General features: G+C 59.8%; 19 protein-coding genes and 1 pseudogene. 9 read left to right on the forward strand and 11 right to left on the reverse strand.

From position 1 onward, the window contains the following. Positions 1-553: 553 nt before the first annotated feature. Positions 554-712 carry a low affinity iron permease family protein gene (locus tag P3T21_RS35510; protein ID WP_429260549.1) on the reverse strand — a complete coding sequence of 53 codons (159 nt, stop codon included), beginning with the start codon at positions 710-712 and terminating at the stop codon, positions 554-556. Between the two features lie 168 nt (positions 713-880). On the opposite strand from P3T21_RS35510, the gene P3T21_RS35515 reads away from it, so the two are divergent. Next, on the forward strand, positions 881-1,477 hold the full coding sequence (locus tag P3T21_RS35515; protein ID WP_429260550.1) for a ParB-like protein: 597 nt from the start codon (positions 881-883) through the stop codon (positions 1,475-1,477). Positions 1,478-1,590: 113 nt separating this feature from the next. Further along, entirely contained in the window at positions 1,591-2,094 is a 504-nt protein-coding gene (locus tag P3T21_RS35520; RefSeq protein WP_429260551.1) for a DUF421 domain-containing protein, read from the forward strand. Between the two features lie 170 nt (positions 2,095-2,264). On the opposite strand, the gene P3T21_RS35525 is transcribed toward P3T21_RS35520, so the two are convergent. Then, positions 2,265-2,414: a hypothetical protein gene (locus P3T21_RS35525; protein ID WP_429260552.1), complete on the reverse strand. Its 150-nt coding sequence runs from the start codon at positions 2,412-2,414 to the stop codon at positions 2,265-2,267. A 22-nt stretch (positions 2,415-2,436) separates the two neighbouring features. Continuing rightward, positions 2,437-2,517 (reverse strand): annotated as a pseudogene (locus P3T21_RS35530) (MgtC/SapB family protein); the annotation flags it as partial. A gap of 533 nt (positions 2,518-3,050) precedes the next feature. Here P3T21_RS35530 and P3T21_RS35535 point away from each other — a divergent pair. After that, positions 3,051-3,296: a DUF6723 family protein gene (locus P3T21_RS35535; RefSeq protein WP_429260567.1), complete on the forward strand. Its 246-nt coding sequence runs from the start codon at positions 3,051-3,053 to the stop codon at positions 3,294-3,296. Positions 3,297-3,662: 366 nt separating this feature from the next. On the opposite strand, the gene P3T21_RS35540 is transcribed toward P3T21_RS35535, so the two are convergent. The 4 genes from P3T21_RS35540 to P3T21_RS35555 form a co-directional block, all read right to left on the reverse strand. Next, positions 3,663-4,565 (reverse strand): YihY/virulence factor BrkB family protein, encoded by a 903-nt coding sequence (locus P3T21_RS35540; RefSeq protein WP_429260553.1) that lies wholly within the window; start codon positions 4,563-4,565, stop codon positions 3,663-3,665. A gap of 136 nt (positions 4,566-4,701) precedes the next feature. Beyond that, entirely contained in the window at positions 4,702-4,980 is a 279-nt protein-coding gene (locus tag P3T21_RS35545; RefSeq protein ID WP_429260554.1) for a hypothetical protein, read from the reverse strand. Between the two features lie 268 nt (positions 4,981-5,248). Continuing rightward, entirely contained in the window at positions 5,249-5,641 is a 393-nt protein-coding gene (locus P3T21_RS35550; protein WP_429260555.1) for a PRC-barrel domain-containing protein, read from the reverse strand. A gap of 159 nt (positions 5,642-5,800) precedes the next feature. Continuing rightward, positions 5,801-6,214 carry a transposase gene (locus P3T21_RS35555; protein WP_429260556.1) on the reverse strand — a complete coding sequence of 138 codons (414 nt, stop codon included), beginning with the start codon at positions 6,212-6,214 and terminating at the stop codon, positions 5,801-5,803. Positions 6,215-6,895: 681 nt separating this feature from the next. Between P3T21_RS35555 and P3T21_RS35560 the strand changes: the two genes are divergently transcribed. From P3T21_RS35560 to P3T21_RS35580, 5 genes are all read left to right on the forward strand, one after another. Then, positions 6,896-7,375: a PRC-barrel domain-containing protein gene (locus tag P3T21_RS35560; RefSeq protein WP_429260557.1), complete on the forward strand. Its 480-nt coding sequence runs from the start codon at positions 6,896-6,898 to the stop codon at positions 7,373-7,375. Between the two features lie 300 nt (positions 7,376-7,675). Then, positions 7,676-8,701, forward strand: a complete 1,026-nt coding sequence (locus tag P3T21_RS35565; RefSeq protein ID WP_429260558.1) for an acyl-CoA dehydrogenase — start codon at positions 7,676-7,678, stop codon at positions 8,699-8,701. Continuing rightward, positions 8,698-9,297, forward strand: coding sequence for an SAM-dependent methyltransferase (locus P3T21_RS35570; RefSeq protein WP_429260559.1), 600 nt, complete (start codon positions 8,698-8,700; stop codon positions 9,295-9,297). The genes P3T21_RS35565 and P3T21_RS35570 overlap by 4 nt, the downstream gene beginning before the upstream one ends. 30 nt (positions 9,298-9,327) lie before the next feature. Continuing rightward, a complete protein-coding gene (locus P3T21_RS35575) occupies positions 9,328-9,768 on the forward strand; it encodes a hypothetical protein (RefSeq protein ID WP_429260560.1) in 441 nt (146 codons plus the stop codon). A gap of 776 nt (positions 9,769-10,544) precedes the next feature. After that, entirely contained in the window at positions 10,545-11,090 is a 546-nt protein-coding gene (locus P3T21_RS35580; RefSeq protein ID WP_097389068.1) for a ferritin-like domain-containing protein, read from the forward strand. Between the two features lie 159 nt (positions 11,091-11,249). On the opposite strand, the gene P3T21_RS35585 is transcribed toward P3T21_RS35580, so the two are convergent. Then, a complete protein-coding gene (locus P3T21_RS35585) occupies positions 11,250-12,497 on the reverse strand; it encodes a DUF2252 domain-containing protein (RefSeq protein WP_429260561.1) in 1,248 nt (415 codons plus the stop codon). Positions 12,498-12,784: 287 nt separating this feature from the next. Beyond that, entirely contained in the window at positions 12,785-13,498 is a 714-nt protein-coding gene (locus P3T21_RS35590; protein WP_429260562.1) for an AI-2E family transporter, read from the reverse strand. Positions 13,499-14,838: 1,340 nt separating this feature from the next. On the opposite strand from P3T21_RS35590, the gene P3T21_RS35595 reads away from it, so the two are divergent. Continuing rightward, positions 14,839-15,546 (forward strand): glycosyltransferase, encoded by a 708-nt coding sequence (locus tag P3T21_RS35595; protein WP_266261022.1) that lies wholly within the window; start codon positions 14,839-14,841, stop codon positions 15,544-15,546. 393 nt (positions 15,547-15,939) lie between these two features. Here the strand turns inward: P3T21_RS35595 and P3T21_RS35600 are convergent, their stop codons facing one another. Continuing rightward, positions 15,940-16,542, reverse strand: a complete 603-nt coding sequence (locus tag P3T21_RS35600) for a hypothetical protein (RefSeq protein WP_429260563.1) — start codon at positions 16,540-16,542, stop codon at positions 15,940-15,942. Between the two features lie 241 nt (positions 16,543-16,783). Continuing rightward, positions 16,784-17,041 carry a hypothetical protein gene (locus tag P3T21_RS35605; protein ID WP_429260564.1) on the reverse strand — a complete coding sequence of 86 codons (258 nt, stop codon included), beginning with the start codon at positions 17,039-17,041 and terminating at the stop codon, positions 16,784-16,786. Positions 17,042-17,383: the final 342 nt, after the last annotated feature.

Consider the following 17,383-nt stretch of genomic DNA (forward strand, 5'->3'; position numbering starts at 1 on the left):
GAATTACGGCGAATAGTATGCGGGTTCACACCTTCCGGTGCTAACGACCGCTTCGCATTTGGGGAGAATGTCATGCGAGTTGCGACGAGAGGAATGTTGGTTTCAGCATTATTTGTCGGTATATCAGGGTCCGTCTACGCACAAGGTGCGGGCGGCGGCGGGGCGGCCGGGGGCAAGGCGGCACGGGGATGAGCAAACCGAACGCAAGTGGTTCAACCGATACTGTGTCGGGCGCGTCCGGGTCGAATAGCATGGCACCCGCTGGTTCTACTCCGCACAAGAAGATGCACAAGAAGTCCAGCGCAGCCACGCCGGCCTCGGCCGCCAATCCGGGTTCGGGTGGCAGTTGAAAGGTCAGCTTTGACGATGTCTGGCGGTCGCGCGTATTGCGGTTTCAGGCATAGTGAGATGACGCCGACCGCCGGTGTAATGCTTCCGATTGATGAGTAGCTTGTTAGGAGCATCGACCCCGCTCGTCCCGACGTTGGCGTTCGCAGCTGCGACCAAACACCGTCTGCTTCGAGGATTCTCCCTCTACTGATGCACGCTCTGGTTAGGCCATCGGCCCGGTCACCACCCATGCGACTGCGGTCAGCACGGCCAGGCAAAAGGCGACCGGTGAACCGGCCCAACAGGTGACCAGACTCGCGAACTTATCGAACGCGCGGGGATGCCATCCTTCTGATGTCGGAACTTCGTCGAGGAGTTGCAACTATCGACGTTCGTATGCTCGGCATGGGCGGATTTGACGTCGCAAGCGCAGTTGAGCAAAGCATCGTCGAGCTGAAGCATTACCAGCCGTTAGCCGTGGCCTTAGGGCAGCATCACCGTGCCGCCTATGATGGGCCGAGGAATTCCCCCGTCCGAAGAGGGAGGAGCTTTGAATACTGCAACCATCAAAAACCTGCGCCCAACCCAACTGACGCACGGTCTGCGCGAAATACGTCAGAAGACCCAGTTTTATCGATCGCTTTCCGGCCATGACCTTGAGATGGCAATAGCGGAAAAGCCTGTTCCTGTCGTATTGGGTCCTGGTGGTTCGCCTTTTGCGATTGATCATCATCACGTCGCGACCGCTTTGTGGCGTGCCGGGATCAAGACGATGCCGGCAGTGCTGGTTGCCGACTTGTCGTCGCTGTCCTACGGGGAGTTCTGGCTGTCAATGGAAAACCAGCGCTGGACCTACCCGTACGACGCCAGAGGTCAGCGCAGAAACTTCGCGGATATGCCGGACCACGTCTGGGCGTTAGCCGACGACGAATATCGCAGCCTCGCGGCATCGGTTCGGGACGCTGGCGGCTACGAAAAGACGACGGTGCCCCTCGAAGAGTTCCGGTGGGCGGACCTGTTTCGCACCTATCTTCCGTATCCCGGAACTGACGAAGAATTTGCTTCCGTAGAACGACAGGCGTTGAAGTTGGCAAAGAGTTCAGTCGCGGAGGGGTTGCCGGGCTACATCGGCGAGCCCCGTTCCTGAGACAACTGCAAGCTACGAAGTGTCACTCCAGGACGGGGCAATTTCCTGCTGCGCCCATTGGGCTCGGGCATGCCCATCATCCGCCGGAATGTGTCGGTCAGGAGGAGACAGATATGCAAATACTCATTACACTTTTCGGAGAGGGAACGGACCTTTCTTCATTACAGATGGCGATGCGCGCAGCGGCTACGTTTTTTGCCGCTCTGGTCTTCATTCGGATATCGGGGCGACGTTCCTTCGGACAGCGCTCGCCTTTCGATTATGTTGTTGCCATTCTGCTCGGTGCGACACTAAGCCGAGCTATTGTTGGCGCGTCGCCCGCTGTCCCGACCCTTGTCGCGTCGCTTGTTATCGTTCTGATCCATCGTGCACTCGCCTGGGCGTGTATTCGCTCTCGGGCGCTGGAATCGTTAGTGGTAGGGGTTGAGCGAGAGGTCTACGGTGACGGACGATTTAACGAACGTGAGATGCTGGCAGCGTTGATAACCCGAACCGATGTCCTTGAGACAGTTCGCCAGGAACTCGGCTCCAATGCCCTCGACAGGGTGAAAAGTGCGATTCTCGAGCGCAACGGCGAGATAAGTATTATCCGAAAGACGGACCCTTCGCGACCGTAAGCGCTCGGCGCCCGCGTGCGGCGCTGAGGGTTCGCGCTGCCTGCAGTCTGCGGAGCTGAAACTTTCGAGACACACGTCTGCCTGCGAGTGGATCGTCCGGCTGTGTGATCGCGTATTCTTGTTCGTTGTTCGTTGTTCGTTGTTCGTTGTTCGTTGCGCCGCGGGTTCGCTTACTCCTCGGCGTATTCAACCGTCAGCCACGCGCGATGGGTGTGCGGCAGGCGGCGTTCGAGCACACCTGGCAATTGCAGCACGTTCAGGCCGAGCGCGGTATTGGCCCCCCGCCAGCGCGATCCGACCACCACCAGCGCATAGTCCAATCACGGTGACGAACCACAGTGTCGCGGCGGTCGTCACACCCATAATGAGACCGTCCTTGCGCAGATTTGCACCCGCACCGGTGAAACCGACGCCGGTCAGGATGCGAAGAGCAGGCGCATTAAATCTAGCACTGCGAACGAATTATCCGGATTGCCGGTCTGCGGCGGCAAAGCGTTCACCTGAACCATTGCGATACGCGCGGCAAGGCAAACCAGCAGGGTCGTGCGCAAACCTGCAGCCTTGCACGATTCGCCGCGATTCAGGCCGATCGCGGTGCTAGGCGACGAGCGCCACAGCGAACCGGATCGCGAAGTCTTGCCAGCCGGGGACGAGCGGCATCGGTTGCATGGTAGTGGGGCTCTCTACTGGGCGGTCGATTGACGCCTCGCATACTGGTGGTTGCCGATCGGCTGCCGCGAGCCGGACAAGTCAGACAGAGGACACGCAAGGTACATGCCAAACCGATTCGTCAGTGTTTTCGGACTTCGGGAATAGGGATTGCTTTGCCAGATCATGGCCTCCTCGAGTCGTTCACGCTTGCACTTGAAGCAACCCGGTGCACGGCGCGTGCCGGTCGCATAGTCCGCGGCGTCGAGCAGGAAGAGCGGCTCAAGAACATGAACGACGAATCAGCAATGGCGCGACATAAGGCGGATGTTTCCGACGGCGACTTCGAGATTTACGCGAGCTACCATGGCACTGGCGACGGTCGATATATGGGCAGCCTCAGGGTGATCAGGAAGTCTGACCGGAAGATTCTGTTCCCGTTCGACGGCGCGCCGCAGATCGGACCTTTCGCGACGCCGGCCGAAGCGCGTGAGGCGGCAGTGGAGCATGGCCGCAAGATCGTTGCGGCAGACCGGGCTGTGCCCGAAGAGTAACGCCTCTGATAGCACGCGGCGTACGTGGTGGCTCTGGCATGTAAGCGCACGATTCGAGGACGTCGTGCCCGAGGTCGATCCGGTATTCAACCTGGTCGGCGGCGAAACGTAGACGCGCTCGTGGAACGGGGTTGCGAAAGGCGGCGCGCTGATTTCGATGCTCGCCGAACCGTCGCAAACCGAAGCGTCCCGCCGTGGCGCGCGCCGCGAACGCTTCACGGCGCGACCCGATGGCGGCCAACCAATCGCAATCTCCGCGTTGATCGACAAGGGCCATATACGCGGACACAACCGCCTTCGCTTCCCGATCAATTCCGCAAAGCGGTGATACGGCACGGATGGAATATCCTGCCGCGCAGGCGCAATTCAGCGGGTGGCGAGTCCCTGTTCGGGCGGCGGCCCGGCACCAATGCCAAAAGACTCATACTGGGAGATCACCTGGGCACCGAACAGCAGCAGCGTGGCAAGCCATTCGAGACTGAAGAGGATCACGATGGCAGTCGTCAACGAGCCGTAAACTACGCTGACTTTTGACAACGTGGCGAAATACCAGACCAGCATATGGCGCGTGATTTCCCACAGTAGGGCCGCCGTCACGCCGCCGAACAACGCGTGCCGAAGCACGGGGCGGCCAACCGGCATCACGAGGTAGATCGATGTCACCACGAAGATTTCTCCTGCCACCCCTAGCAGATACAGCAGCGCGCGCGAAAATCCCTGCAGCGAAACATGGCGGCCGAACAGATCGATACCTTGCGCGCCGACCGCCTGCAAGCCAGCGGAAACAAACGTGACTATCAGCAGGCCGACGCCGAGAAAGAGGATGTAGCAATACGGCAGCAGTGCCGACAGCATGAAATGCCGCCGGCGGATCGCCACCCGATGCACGAAGATCACCGACATCGCGTTCTCCAACACGGTGAAAGCAAGCGAGCTGAAGAAGAACATCGTCACGAGCAGCACCCAGCTGATCACCGCGCGGTGCGCGAGGAAATTAGCGAGTTCGTGGACGAGCGCGTCGGCCTGGCCCGGCACCAGCCAGCGCAGCAAACGCGCAAGCGTGTTGAGCAGAAGGCGCTGGTCCACCACGTGCGACAGCACAATGACAATCAGGATCAGAAGCGGAACAATCGAAAGGAGAGCGTAGTAAGCTACGGCGCCCGCCAGCAGCATGCCCTGATTGGCGCGAAAGGCTTTCAGCGTCTGCAACAGGAAAGCGCCCGGATGGCGTGCAATGCTGCGCGCGCGGTGCAGCGTATCGACGCTCATGGCTGCGGCGCGAGCGCCGAAACGCGCGCAGTGGGCGCAACGGGCACGGCGGGTGGCGGATTGTCGGCAGGCATGAAGGGCTCCTTGTTGGCGTGGCGGGTTGACTGAACACAGCGGCCGAGGCAGTTCGCCTGAGTTACCTGTCGGACCCGCGGCGCTCGTGCACAAACTCGCCCGCGAGGCGCAGACGCGAGACGATGGCGCTGTATGTGCGCTCACGCGTGGCGGCATCGGGTGCGCGCAGCGCGAACGACGGGAGATAGGTCGTCACCACGAGCCGTTCTCCATGTTCGACCACGTTGCCGAGCGCGTCCCGCGGATGCGCATTGCGGTCTTTCAGCACGGTGACGCCCAACGCGACAATCACCCGCGCGCCCACCGTAGTCAGTTCCTGTTCGAGCCAATAGCCGTACACATCGATTTCGCGTTACGCCGGCTCTTGTCCAAAAGTTCGACGCTCATAACCAAGCAAGCCGCGTTCCGCGTTCGCATGGCGGCTTCGGTGCCGCATAGGCGCGTGCTCGTACTCGACGATTACTCGGGGGCATCCGACGCGCTGCGATTGCTGCTGGACGCCGATGGCTTCGAGTGCCTGTGCTTTGAAAAATTTGCGAGGGGCAGGCCATTGGGCGCAGCCGTCGCGAGACTTCTCGCCGCTCGTCGCCGAAAGCGAGCCCCCGCGCCTACTCAGGCGCGTACTTGAATTCGGGCAACGCCTCCACGGACTTCTTCGTTGCGTCTGGCAGGATGAGCTGCCGCCGGTCGATCTGGAGATCGCGGAAGGGTACCGCCACCAGATGCTTGCCCATCCCCAGAAAACCTCCCACGGACAGAATCGCGTAAGTGCTGCTGTCATTCGGCGCTACGACGAGGTCATCCACTGTCCCGATCTTGTCCTTTTCGCGGTTATAGACGGTTGCGCCTTCGAGCTTGGAGGCTCGGTATCCAGCGGAGAGTTGGACGACATCGGTCCGCTTCTCCGTAATGGATTGAGGCACACCTTGAGCCAGGGCACCTGTGGTGAAAATCGCGGCGAGCAGTCCCGCGGAAACAAGCGCGGTCACTCGTTGAATCATGGTGTTCACCTTCTGTCAGCTAGCGCATGTACAGTGGCAAACGCAAAAATCGTGCCGCGCGCTGCTACTGTTCCCGCTTTCGAAGTTAAGCCGCCCAACCTAGCTAGTATTCGACAAACTGGAGGAACGATTGACCATCGCCGATGCCGCGCGCGAAGCTTAACGACGTGCCCGGGTGGCAGGCCCCAGCAAGAAACAGCGTTTTCTGCACGCCACGTTGCCGCCGCGCAGTCCGTTGCAAACGGCAAGTCGTGCGAGCCCGGGGCGGTTGGCATTGCCTTCAACTCTTTTCTTTCCGTTGGAGATCCGCTCGCTCTCGACGCAACGGCAGTAGCAGCTGAAGTGGCCGACGCCGGGAAATCGCGTGATGCCCCCTGTCTCGAGCATGATGGTTGCGGCAAGCGCGTCGCCGATGCCTGGCGTGGTCTTGAGGACGTGAAACTCCGAGCGCAATTTCACTTTCTGATGAAGAATGGCTTCGAGGGAGGGAATCTCCCCGCGTAGCGTGCGCAAGACCGCCAGGTTCGCCATCAGCGCGCGCTCGACGTGAAGCGGCAGCGCGAGTGCCCGCACGGCGGCGCCGTCGAGACGTTATACGTGTTCACCATTGATACGCAGGTTCAACTGTCTGACCAGCGGGCTTTCGATACTCAAGATGTGCAGGGTGCGTTGCTGTACAAGCTGTATGCGCTTGCGTGCCAGGTCGTGCAAAGAGGTAGCGCTTCGATTCCGTCACCCGCCGTTTTCACTTCGAACTGTTCGGACTCGAAAAATAGCCCGACCGCAGCACACGCGGAGTGGTCATCATCTGCTAGCAGAAGTTTCTTTGACAGGGTATCGCCGTCGGCAATTGACGAGGTGTAAGCGTCCACGTGACCCCTCACGCAACGGGCATTCCCGGCCACCAGCGTTCGGTTTCATCTTATAGCCGTATGTAGCAAAGATGCTCGGCTCATTTGCGCATGGCGCTTTCGCCAATGCTTGCGCGTGCGAGCGACCACGACTGTACGTCATATCTTCTTCCGTTTCGGTAGCGCGAGCGTCGTGTCGGCATCCTGAAGTCCACGCAATTGCAGATCCGTTGTGCGCGTTAACCCGCTGCGATCGTAAGTTTGCGCTCTCCGGAAGAGTGCCGCCTGCATGGGAGGCACGGCCCGGGCCGTTGACGGCCGGCGGGCCGTGCAATTCGTTGACCGCATTACGGTGCGGCATGCCGATTGCTCGGAATAAGGTCCGATCCAGCAGGAGTACATCATGACCGCACTAGACCCAAGCATCCAGCAACCGTCAACTGGAACAGGCGCGCACATCGTCGGCATCGCAAGCGGCGACGGCCCCGGCCCCGGCCCATACGTAATGGCCGCAGCCACGCTCGACGGCAACAAGGTCTTCACGTCGGATGGTGAACATGTAGGCAAGATCGCGGACATCATGCTCGATGTGCGCGGCGGCCGCATCGCGTATGCCGTGCTGTCGAGCGGAGGCTTTCTCGGAATGGGTGACACGCTGCACGCTATACCATGGAGCGCGCTCACGTTGGATACGGACGAGAAGTGCTTCCGCCTGTTCGACATGACCGCGGACCGTATCAAAAACGCGCCCGGATTCGATAAGGACCATTGGCCTTCGATGGTGGACCCCCAGTGGGGTTCTTCGGTGCACGAATACTACAACCGCCGGCCATACTGGATGGCCACGCGGGATGTTGTCGAAGGACACCCCCGCGACCTTTAACTGCACGGCTAACAGACGGCGGTGTCAGAGGAACTGACATCTCCGCCTCACGTGAACTCGCCACCTGATTCAACTCGAGGGGCTTGATTCAGCCTGCGCACACGGATGCAAGTCGGCGTCCGAGTTGGATCATCGTCACCGACTGAGGCACCAATACACTGCAGCACGCCAGGTGCCGACGAGCGAAGACCCAGCGTCGGAAGCGATGCTGCCCCTGTTGCGTCAATGCCCAACGCGATGTGGTGGGCTTCAGATTGTCCGAGATCTTGGAAAGCGGCTAGCCATGCTGTCTGATATGTCATGCCAAATCATCCGAATGAATATTCTGTACTTGATGGCGTTCTGGCCAAGCTGGATCTTCCGTGCCGAAGCGTCAACGCACTCGCGGGGGCGAGCGCAGCGCTGACCGGTTCAGGGTACCGCTTGCCGCTGCCTGGCCGCGGCGCCACGCTGGCGCGCTGGCGTGTCCTGGCGACGATCGCCGGCCGTGACCTGTCGCTCGTAAAAATCTATGAGTCGCACACGGACGCGCTCGCGATTCTTGCCGAATCACGCGCTCCGATGGCGCTCACGCCCGGGCGCATCTGGGCTGTGTGGGCGGCTGAGCCTCCTGACGCAGTCTTGCGGGCGGAACGCGACTGCGATGCGGTAATGACACTCACTGGCGCCAAAGCGTGGTGCTCAGGAGCGGCCTTCGTCACTGACGCGCTTGTCACCTGCCGCGGCTCGCTCGGGGAAAAATGGCTTGCTGCAGTCCACCTTCGGCAACCTGGTATCCATGTAACCGAACGGGGCTGGCATGCGGTCGGCATGGCCGCAACACAAAGTGTTGAAGTCGAGTTTGACGCTGTGCCCGCAACACCTGTCGGCGTATCGGGCGAGTATCTGAGCCGCCCGGGATTCTGGCAGGGTGCAGCGGGTATTGCGGCCTGCTGGTATGGCGCCGCAGCTGCGCTTGGGAACAGCTTGCGTCGCGCGGTCGTGCGTCGCGACGACCCTTACAGGCGCGCACACCTGGGGACGGTCGATGCCGCGCTCACCGGCGCCGCCTCAGTACTGCGCGAGACGGCCGCGTGGATCGACGATAACCCGCACTGCAATGCAATGACAGTCGCGCTTCGTGCCCGCAGCGTGACGGAAGCGGCGGTCTGCACGGTTCTGGAGGCGACAGGACGTGCATTGGGCGCAACGCCCTTTTGCCGCGACCGCTGGTTTGCCCAGATGAGTGCCGACTTGCCAGTATTTGTGCGGCAGAGCCACGCGGAACATGACCTCGCTGCGCTCGGCCAGTCGGTTGCGCGCGATCACGATGAGTGGTCGCTATGACGACGCGCGTACAGTATTTTGACGACGAGTTCCGACGCGACGATGACCCCTGGCGGTGCAACATCAGTTGGTACGAGCGGCGAAAGCGCGCGCTCATGCTGGCCGCACTACCACGCGAGCGTTTTAGGCATGGGTTTGAGCCGGGTTGCGGCAACGGAGCAATTGCAGCGGAACTTGCCGCGCGCTGCGATCGGCTGTTGTGTTCGGATTTTTCATCGCGTGCGGTAGAGCTCACCCGCCATCGCCTCACTGGCATTCCCGGGGCGCGCGTCGAGCAGCTTGAGATGCCTGAGCATTGGCCTCATGAACGATTCGACCTGATCGTGCTCAGCGAACTGGCGTATTACCTCGCGCCACGCAAACTCGCGTCCCTCGTCGAGCACGTGCTGTTGTCATTGACAGACGATGGTTACGTAGTGAGTTGCCACTGGCGGTACCCGATCGAACCATGGGCGCAGACAGTTGACGACATATCGAACGCGTTCCGTCGGCCCGGATTACTGCATCGAATGGTTGAACACGTGGAACCGGATTTCACACTCGAACTCTGGTCAAAGTGCGCTCGCTCCGTCGCGCAATGGGAGGGCCTGGTGTGATCGGCATCGCGATGCGAGGAATTAGGCGCCTTGACACGCCGCTGGGTATCGTCGTTCGTCAGCCTTGTGGCTGCGCGCGCCCAGCGATCGTGCCGTAACAGTCGCTATGCAGACGCTGGACGTGCTTGTTGCGAAGAAGACATCATCGATCATGCATTGGACCAGGAACTGGGATCTGATGCGCTGACTTCTCGAAAGACCGGTAAGGTCGACCAGGAATACTTCGTCGCATTCAATTGTGGCTCTGTACCCGAGGTGATCGATCACGGCGCCATCGGTTATACCTGCGAAGATGTTCAGAATGCCATACGTACGTTGCAACATCTCAACGAACTGTCGCGAACGGAAATACTGGCTCAATTCGAACGGCGCTTCGGTGTCAGGACCATGGCGCAGAAATGCGTCGACAGCTTTGGGTCGCTGCATCACGGCGGACAACGCACAGCGATACTGCAAACCGTCACCGGTTGATTCGTTTCTGGACGGAGCTGGGTCTGGAGGAGAGTTCGATCCGCTGGCTATGGGTCACGGGGTTGACTTCGCCGGGTCAAGGTCACAGATCCCGTTCGTTTGCCGCGAGGCATTGGGTTCGCACGGAACGGGTCGAATCTACATTCATGATCGGTATGGTGTTCAGTACACCGACGCTGGAGCCCGCCTGGCTGAAAGGCGCCGTAAATCGCTCAAGCGGGAAATATCATTTGTCCGTTCGTTGACGATGGGGGTCTTCCCGACATTACTGGACAGGACGTTCTGCAGTGGGGTCTGCCCGTGCATCCAACCGTTGCCGTTGGACGCGCTCGGATAAGCGCGGCTGCACCGTCGCAACTACTCGGAGGCGCGGTGCCCGTAACTCTAGCCGATCGCATACCAACGCTTCTTCACGGTTCACTTCGTTGCAGCCCGGTACGTTGGGCGTTGTGTATTCCATTCCAGGTCGCCACTCTCACCCGTGCTGCACAGCGGGGGCACGTGCCGTGCTGCTGGTTGGACATAAAAATGATTCCACGCGGCCCAGATCGCGGTTCCGTCCAGCGGCAATCAGGTCGACTGAAGGCAGGTTGTACCGTCTGGCGCCGCGATCAGTCTTTGAAGTCTTTACCCAAGTTCAAGTATGCCTCTGTGTGGCTCCCTGCCGTGAGCTGGCGGAGAACACAACATATCGTTCCGCGTTTGCGCCGTCATTCTGGTCGTTCTCAGCGGATGTGTAGATCGATGTCTTTTATTGAAATTTCAAGGAGATTCTCATGTCCCAGAAACCCTTCCTGACGGACGTCCAGACCTTGCGCAAGCGTGCCCGTCAGCATATCGACGAAGGTGCGGTAACGGCTGGCTATGAGGCGGACCGCGAAACTGTCCTGAAATTACTCAACGACTCGCTGGCCACAGAAATCGTCTGTGTGCTGAGGTACAGGCGCCATCACTTCATGGCAAAGGGACCGGCATCCAAAAGTGTCGCAGATGAGTTTCTGGTCCATTCGAACGAGGAGCAAGGTCATGCCGATCAGATCGCAGAACGCATAGTCCAGTTGGGTGGCGAACCCAACTTTGCACCCGACGGATTGGTGAGCCGGAGCCACGCTGAATATGTGGAAGGCACATCCCTCGTAGACATGATCAAGGAGGACCTTGTCGCTGAGCGCATCGCCATCGACAGTTATCGCGACATCATCCAGTACCTCGGCGAAAAAGACCCGACGACGCGGCGCATGATGGAGGGAATTCTCGCAGTGGAAGAAGAACACGCTGACGACATGGCGGATTTGCTCGGAGGCCTGCCGGCAAAAAGCTGAGCGGACGGCCAGCGCAGGAGCGGGGCAAAGTCGATTTCAATCTATCTGTAGGCTCCCAGAACTGGCGGCCCGCGCGTTCAGAGTCGACTGTAGCGCGGTGCCAGCGGGCGAGAGTCCCGACTTGGCCATGGTGCACGTCGTTACGTCGGCCGTATCTGACTACATTCCGGCTAGTGCATATCGGCGGCAATGTTCGAGGTATCCAGCTTCGTGACTACTGACGAGTTCGACAATGCTGTTCCATAGCCAAGGGGGGGCATCAATGGTCTTGGAACGGTTGCGCCTCAACTCTTTCAGCCAGGCCCGGCGGGAGCCGTGATCCATCTGTCGGACGTGCGCTTTACCGACGATCTGCCCGAGGTAGCGCGCCACATCCATCGCTTCGGCCTGGCTGATTTGTTCAACCTCGAGTTTGATGTCCTGCGGAAGTAATTCCCGGATGACCACTGACCGGTCCTGCAATCGGTCCGCGCGCATCCGCTCGCCTAGAAACGGCGACAGGTGGCGCGCCCCTTCAAGGACGCGTTCCGCGTTGTCGCGTGGCATGCTTGCGCCCGAGTATCGAGGGGCTGCCGCCTTTATCCCTTCCTTTATATCGACAAGGCAAAGGTCGTCTCCCTCAACCACACCGCCGTCCACGTCGAGTAGCACGGCATAGCGCAGGCGGCCAAGCGAACTACACCCTTTCACCCAATAGGCGGCATCTAGCACGGTCACCTGACCGTTATCACTGCGTCCCCGCAGACTGGTGGCGAGCTGGCTGATGGCACCCTTTTCGAACAATGAGGATATCTGTGCAGCTTCATCCTTCGTGAGGGGCCAGAAACGCTTGCCGAGCGGGATCGTCGGCCTGGTGTCTTCAAGGCGTTCGACTGCCAGGTGCTTCCAGGAGCGGCGGACCGCTTCCTTCATGACAACCCGCACGGTCTCTGGCTTTTCGCCAAGATCGAGATGCTTTCCTTTTGCGGCCTTGTCGAACGCGCATTCATATCCATCGGCGAGTGCCTCCATCATATGGACCGTGGTCAGCCCGGGCAGGTCCGAACCACGCGCGGCGGTCGCAAGCGATAGCCCTAGCCGAATCAGATCGTGGGCGGGATTTCCGATAACGGTCTGGTCGAGATCCCGGATCTGAACTTCGACGCGACCCTGGGCATCCGCGACAGGACCCAGGTTGCCGGTGTGACAGTCTCCGCAGATCCATATCGCGGGGCCCTCGGGCAAAGCTTTATTGTCACTTGCATCAAGCCATTCGTAAAACTGCGTGGTGTTCCCACGGACATAGGCATGGGCTGACCGCGCCATTTTTGCGTTACGTGTGGCAAGCAGGATGGCCTGCCGGCTTTTGAAGTCAGGCAGTTTCTCACCGCTTGTACGCTTCTTTTCGTCGGTTTGCTTTTTGGCCATGGCGTGATCTCGAGATAAAGTGGACGTGGTCCAGAGGCATCGCTTGTTGGATAGAATGCACCAAAAGCTATTGGCGCGCGCGGGCCCGGTATGTCAGGGAGATTGTGCTTAATTCGTGTCCGGCGATATTTCGCTCACTCGCGTGGCAGTTGGCCCACAACCCGTTTCCTTACCCGACCGTTCCGCAAAGTTGCCGGCTGGGCGTTCCGGGCAAGCTTCAGCCCTTAAAGAACGACAGAGTCGTAGTACTCGACAAGGGGCATTTCCTTCAACAATGTCTCGGCTTGCTAGAGCGCTTCCTCGGGATCGTCTGCCAGTATCCGTTGATAGAAGTTGGTCGGCGGAGTGAGCGGTGGGCGATCCCCGAAAAGCACGTCGATGAATTCCAGTTTCTCGATACAGGTGGCAACCGCCAGAACGATGCCGGTGGTCTCAAGGGGGTTGACGACTGGCGATAGGAATTGCTGTGCCAGGGAGATGGGCGACGCAGGCGGCTCGTGGACCTCCACGGGCATCGGTGCTTTTTCAGCCGGTTGCGCCGACACGGGACTGCCTCCGCCGTTTGCCCTGGTGGGACGCGAGAGACGCTTGAGCGCGTTTGATGCGGTCTCGAGAAACGCGTCGGCTCGTCCAACTGTCGACTCTTGCACACGCTCGATCTTTTTTTCTATGGCGGCCTGGTACTGAGGTGCCTCGGTCGCGAGTTGGGCGATCTGGGCGCCGAGCAGGGTTCCTACACCTGCGATCAGAGTCAACGCCAAAAGGACCGCAACTACAACAGAAGGTAGTTGTCCCTGTTTCAGACGCCGAAGCAAATCGACCAACGGTGCCGCAAGAAAGCTGAGCAGGACCGCAAGCGTGATTGGGACTAGAACGACCCGTTCAAGATCCAGGGCGAAAATTACAACGACGGAGGTAACAAGGGACGTCAACGCTCGGAGATGGGGGGCATCCGTAGGCGCCACCTTTGTCGCTGGCCATCGTGGCGGATTCGGAGTCATCTAAGCTTGCAGGAGGGGTATAACGCGCCATTACACGTTCTATCCGGCATAGAACGGGTCTGGCGGTCTGGTACGTATTCGGTTCCGACTGGGCCGGAAATGGCAGGCCATGGACACTGCCTTTCTGTGTCTCGCGGTGGGACACGGATTACAAATCGGGTCAACCGGTACCAACATGAGAGAACCGCGTGGCTTACGAACGAACCTCGTTGCAATCGGGCAAGGGCGCTCAGAGAGCGGGAGCGAACCATCCCGATCGGATTTTCACGGGCACGCCCCAACTTGATCGCTCCATGACGCGTAACGATGCATCGAGCCTCATTAGCCGCGCGCGATGCATTGGAAGCAGCACTACCGCATGGAGGGAATCGAGGCGACTGCGCCAGTACGACGGCGAAAATATGTCCGAACAGATTTTCCAGCTGCAGAATCTCTCGGTTCATTTCATGGTGAGTCATTTTTTGTTCCGATACTGCTCTGTGGGCAGAAGGCGTCCTGTGGCGCGCCGGAGAGTGCAGTGCGGCGTCGGCCGCCTTCATTCCATAGCAATCGGTCATTCGTCTCAGGTTAGTTGTACTGCCCTCCATGACGTCGTGGGTTGCCACCCGGTTCCACGTGCGGGCGAATGACTCGTGCACTAACCTAACGCCCTGTGAATCCGCATGAAGGCAAGTGGTACCTGTTGAAACCGCGTGCGGCGCCGACGCGCCGCGCGGTGGCGTCAAATATGAAGCGTCCGTGGCCGGCACATGGCAGCTGCCATGCGAGGCAGTGCAACGTGACGGGCGCTCCCGGAACGCGCTCATCCGACATATGACGCCATGTGGTCGCAGCCATCATGTTTGCGACGCTGCCGGCGATTGACGATTCGCGCGACGATGGGAATCGGCGCTCGCAGGTTCAACGTAGTCGCGGCGAACTCCACCAGGCGCTACCGGTGCTGCGCAACGGTCATGCCAGTGCTCGAAGTGGTAAAGACCGTCAACTCGCAGTGCCGCCGGTCCACCGGCAAATCGGGCGATGCCGGTCTGAAAAACGTACGGAACGCCTGCCGACAGTTGCGATCGATCGCGATGGACAGTATGCGCCCGCACTCCACCGCAGAAAACCACAGGCCACATCTCGCGCTCGGTCCAGAAATTGCTGGTCCGTGGGACCATGTAGAGAAGAGAAGACAGGGCGAGCTAGGGCGCGTGTGAGGATACGTTCTGAGCGCACACATGCTTGGCACTGCCACCTTCTATCCGCCATCAGTACAGCCGGCTCAACGCGGCAGTGCTTTTTCATCGGTCCGTCATGTCCGTGTGCGCACGGACAGAACAACAAAAACGGAGTGCAAAATGATCGGCATTATTATTCCGGCCCACAACGAGGGCTGCTGCATCGGGGAGTGCGTTAGCGCCGCGATGCTGGCGGGGCGTCACACGGAGCTCGGCGGCGAGGACGTGCAGGTGACGGTGGTGCTGGACACGTGCATGGACGATACGGGCCAGATTGCCGCGTCACTGGGTGCGCAGATCATCGAGGTCGTGGGCCGCAATATCGGCATGGCCCGCGCGACGGGCGCGCGCGCTGCGCTAGAAAGCGGTGCGCGGTGGCTCGCCTTCACGGATGCCGACTCTGTGGTTCCTGCAGACTGGCTTGTCCAGCAGTTGCGCTGCAGCGCGGACGCGGTATGCGGCATAATCGGCGTTCACGACTGGTCAGGGCACTGCGACGCGGTGCGGGAAGACTTTCTCAGGACATACTGCGACGCTGACGGCCACCATCATATTCATGGTGCGAATCTCGGTGTCTCCGCGACCGCATACCTTAGAGCGGGCGGATTCCCGTTGCTTGAATCTAACGAAGATGTCGCCTTCGTCCAGGCGCTGATTGGCACCGGCGCCACTATCGCGTGGACCGCATCGACGCGTGTCGTGACAAGCGCACGGATGGACTGCCGGGCTCGCCGGGGATTTGGTGCAACGTTGCGGGGGGTCAGCAGACGATTGGCGCCACTGGGCTGGCCCCGCGCCGCATTGCTCGATGAATTCGAGCCAGAGTGAACAGGCGGGCGTTGTCAACCTGGCGAGCGTGAGACGAAACGCCGACAGGTGTGACGATCGTTCAGAAACCGAGTCGACGGATTTTGGGCGAGTTGGGTGAATTCGCGTCAGGCAACGAACCTTGCCGTGCCTGAAATTACAGGAATAAGTTCATGCAAATCAGCTCTAGAGAAATATGCTTCGGCATACCAATGATTCGACATAACATAACTTGTCCATCGCGTGACGTATGGGCTGGATTCAAATGTCCGGTGCCAGCCGCGATAACCCCCGTTATCACCGCAAGGCCTCCAACCCCGCTCAGTGCCAGCGAGGTCATGTGTGCGCGCAACGGATAACGCGGATTGTCACGGCTAGCGTGTCGACGATGTTTGTTACAAACATGTGGGACAGTCATTCCCCTTCGTCCGAGTTGCTGTGGGACGATTCCCCACCTTTTCCGAGCGGGTGGTCGGGGCCATCGAAAGAAAGGAATGCCAGAAAAGGCGCGATAATATAGACGAACGTCTCGTCGGCATAGGCGAGATTTTGCGTGCGTATTGTCAAGTCGAGCAATGCTTGCATGCGCGCGCCGTCACACTGCAATCGCGCTTCGCACCAGAGCCCTACCAGCGCTTCGAACAGCCCAAATGCGTCTTTCGCCCCGGGCTCTCGCGGGTGCCAGCCAGCCCCGCTGTGCAATAGAGCCACTCCCTCGATTATTTCCGGTACCGCCGAGTTACCGAGCGGGTGGCGGCGCCACGACACGTGTTGACTTTCTCGAGCGGGGTCCAGATCGAAAAGTGGAGATCGAACAAGCGGCTGCATCTCGTAGAGCAGTTCCCGCAAGCTGCGCAATGTGATGTTGGGGTGCAGCATCTTCCAGAGACGGTGTTCGAGCCACTTCTCCGCACGCGCACCCTTCGGATCTGCACTGATCGCCCCGACGAGATCGAAACCGAACTTGCCACGCGGACCTCGTTTCGGCGCCCCTCTTCCTGCGATGTAGTAATGCATAAGGTTGCTGGACCGCTTGCGGCCGTCAGACGATCCGAAGGGAGCGACAACCATGCCCAACTAACAGCGAAAAACATCTCGACCGACCGGCCAAGATGTTTGTCGGTAAACCGGACTTCCTGCTTGACGCTGTCCAAAATCGCCAATCCCGTGAACGCGCGCAGACGACAGCGCGTCATGCACTGACGGGTATGCCGTGAAATAGTGAAAAAGGCCCGCCGTGCGGCGAGCCTCCTTGACGTTACGGAGTGAGTGCGGCATCGCTGAGCGCCTGCCAGTCGAATCCTTCGAGCAACACCGCGAGCTGCAGCGGGGACAGCGGCGCATTGCCCGCGTCCATCGGCGATCCCCCGGCGTCGTCCGTTATAGTCGTCTGCGTCTGCTCGGGCGCACTTAGGGGACTGCGGTGTGATGTGGCGGCCTGATCGATGGCAACGAGGCCAGTCAGGGCGGTGATGGCAAGAACGGTTCGGGTAGTGACAGTAATGTGACGCAACATGTCAGGCCTCCATTCAAAAAAGGGAAGTGAGCGAATTGCTTTCGGTTCATCATCAGGATAAGAGGCCCAAGCTTATCGTCAGCTTAATAGCTGTAGATTTGTTTCACTACCCTCGGTGAGACCGGCGAAATCCTGCCTTCGTGAATGACCGCTACGGCCGATCACTTGTCCTCGAGCGGTACGGAATGACCGTTCCGCTCTGATACCTGCCCTTGGAACTGCGACGGCTCGACCGGCAGCAACGGGTCGAGGCTGTGCGAAAACGCAAAACTACGCGGTTTTCGGGTGTCGCTTTACCCTTGCCGAGGTGCTTCCAAGCCGATATGGCGCGATCTGAAGGGT

The sequence above is a fragment of the Paraburkholderia sp. GAS334 genome, from assembly GCF_050436625.1.
Classification (GTDB): Bacteria; Pseudomonadota; Gammaproteobacteria; order Burkholderiales; family Burkholderiaceae; genus Paraburkholderia.

Coding starts and splice junctions, on each gene's coding strand:
- P3T21_RS35520 (WP_429260551.1), top strand. CDS start 1,591: ATGCAAATACTCATTACACTTTTCGGAGAGGGAACGGACCTTTCTTCA.
- P3T21_RS35535 (WP_429260567.1), top strand. CDS start 3,051: ATGGCGCGACATAAGGCGGATGTTTCCGACGGCGACTTCGAGATTTAC.
- P3T21_RS35540 (WP_429260553.1), bottom strand. CDS start 4,565: ATGAGCGTCGATACGCTGCACCGCGCGCGCAGCATTGCACGCCATCCG.
- P3T21_RS35550 (WP_429260555.1), bottom strand. CDS start 5,641: ATGATTCAACGAGTGACCGCGCTTGTTTCCGCGGGACTGCTCGCCGCG.
- P3T21_RS35560 (WP_429260557.1), top strand. CDS start 6,896: ATGACCGCACTAGACCCAAGCATCCAGCAACCGTCAACTGGAACAGGC.
- P3T21_RS35565 (WP_429260558.1), top strand. CDS start 7,676: ATGCCAAATCATCCGAATGAATATTCTGTACTTGATGGCGTTCTGGCC.
- P3T21_RS35570 (WP_429260559.1), top strand. CDS start 8,698: ATGACGACGCGCGTACAGTATTTTGACGACGAGTTCCGACGCGACGAT.
- P3T21_RS35580 (WP_097389068.1), top strand. CDS start 10,545: ATGTCCCAGAAACCCTTCCTGACGGACGTCCAGACCTTGCGCAAGCGT.
- P3T21_RS35585 (WP_429260561.1), bottom strand. CDS start 12,497: ATGGCCAAAAAGCAAACCGACGAAAAGAAGCGTACAAGCGGTGAGAAA.
- P3T21_RS35590 (WP_429260562.1), bottom strand. CDS start 13,498: ATGACTCCGAATCCGCCACGATGGCCAGCGACAAAGGTGGCGCCTACG.
- P3T21_RS35595 (WP_266261022.1), top strand. CDS start 14,839: ATGATCGGCATTATTATTCCGGCCCACAACGAGGGCTGCTGCATCGGG.
- P3T21_RS35600 (WP_429260563.1), bottom strand. CDS start 16,542: ATGCATTACTACATCGCAGGAAGAGGGGCGCCGAAACGAGGTCCGCGT.
- P3T21_RS35605 (WP_429260564.1), bottom strand. CDS start 17,041: ATGTTGCGTCACATTACTGTCACTACCCGAACCGTTCTTGCCATCACC.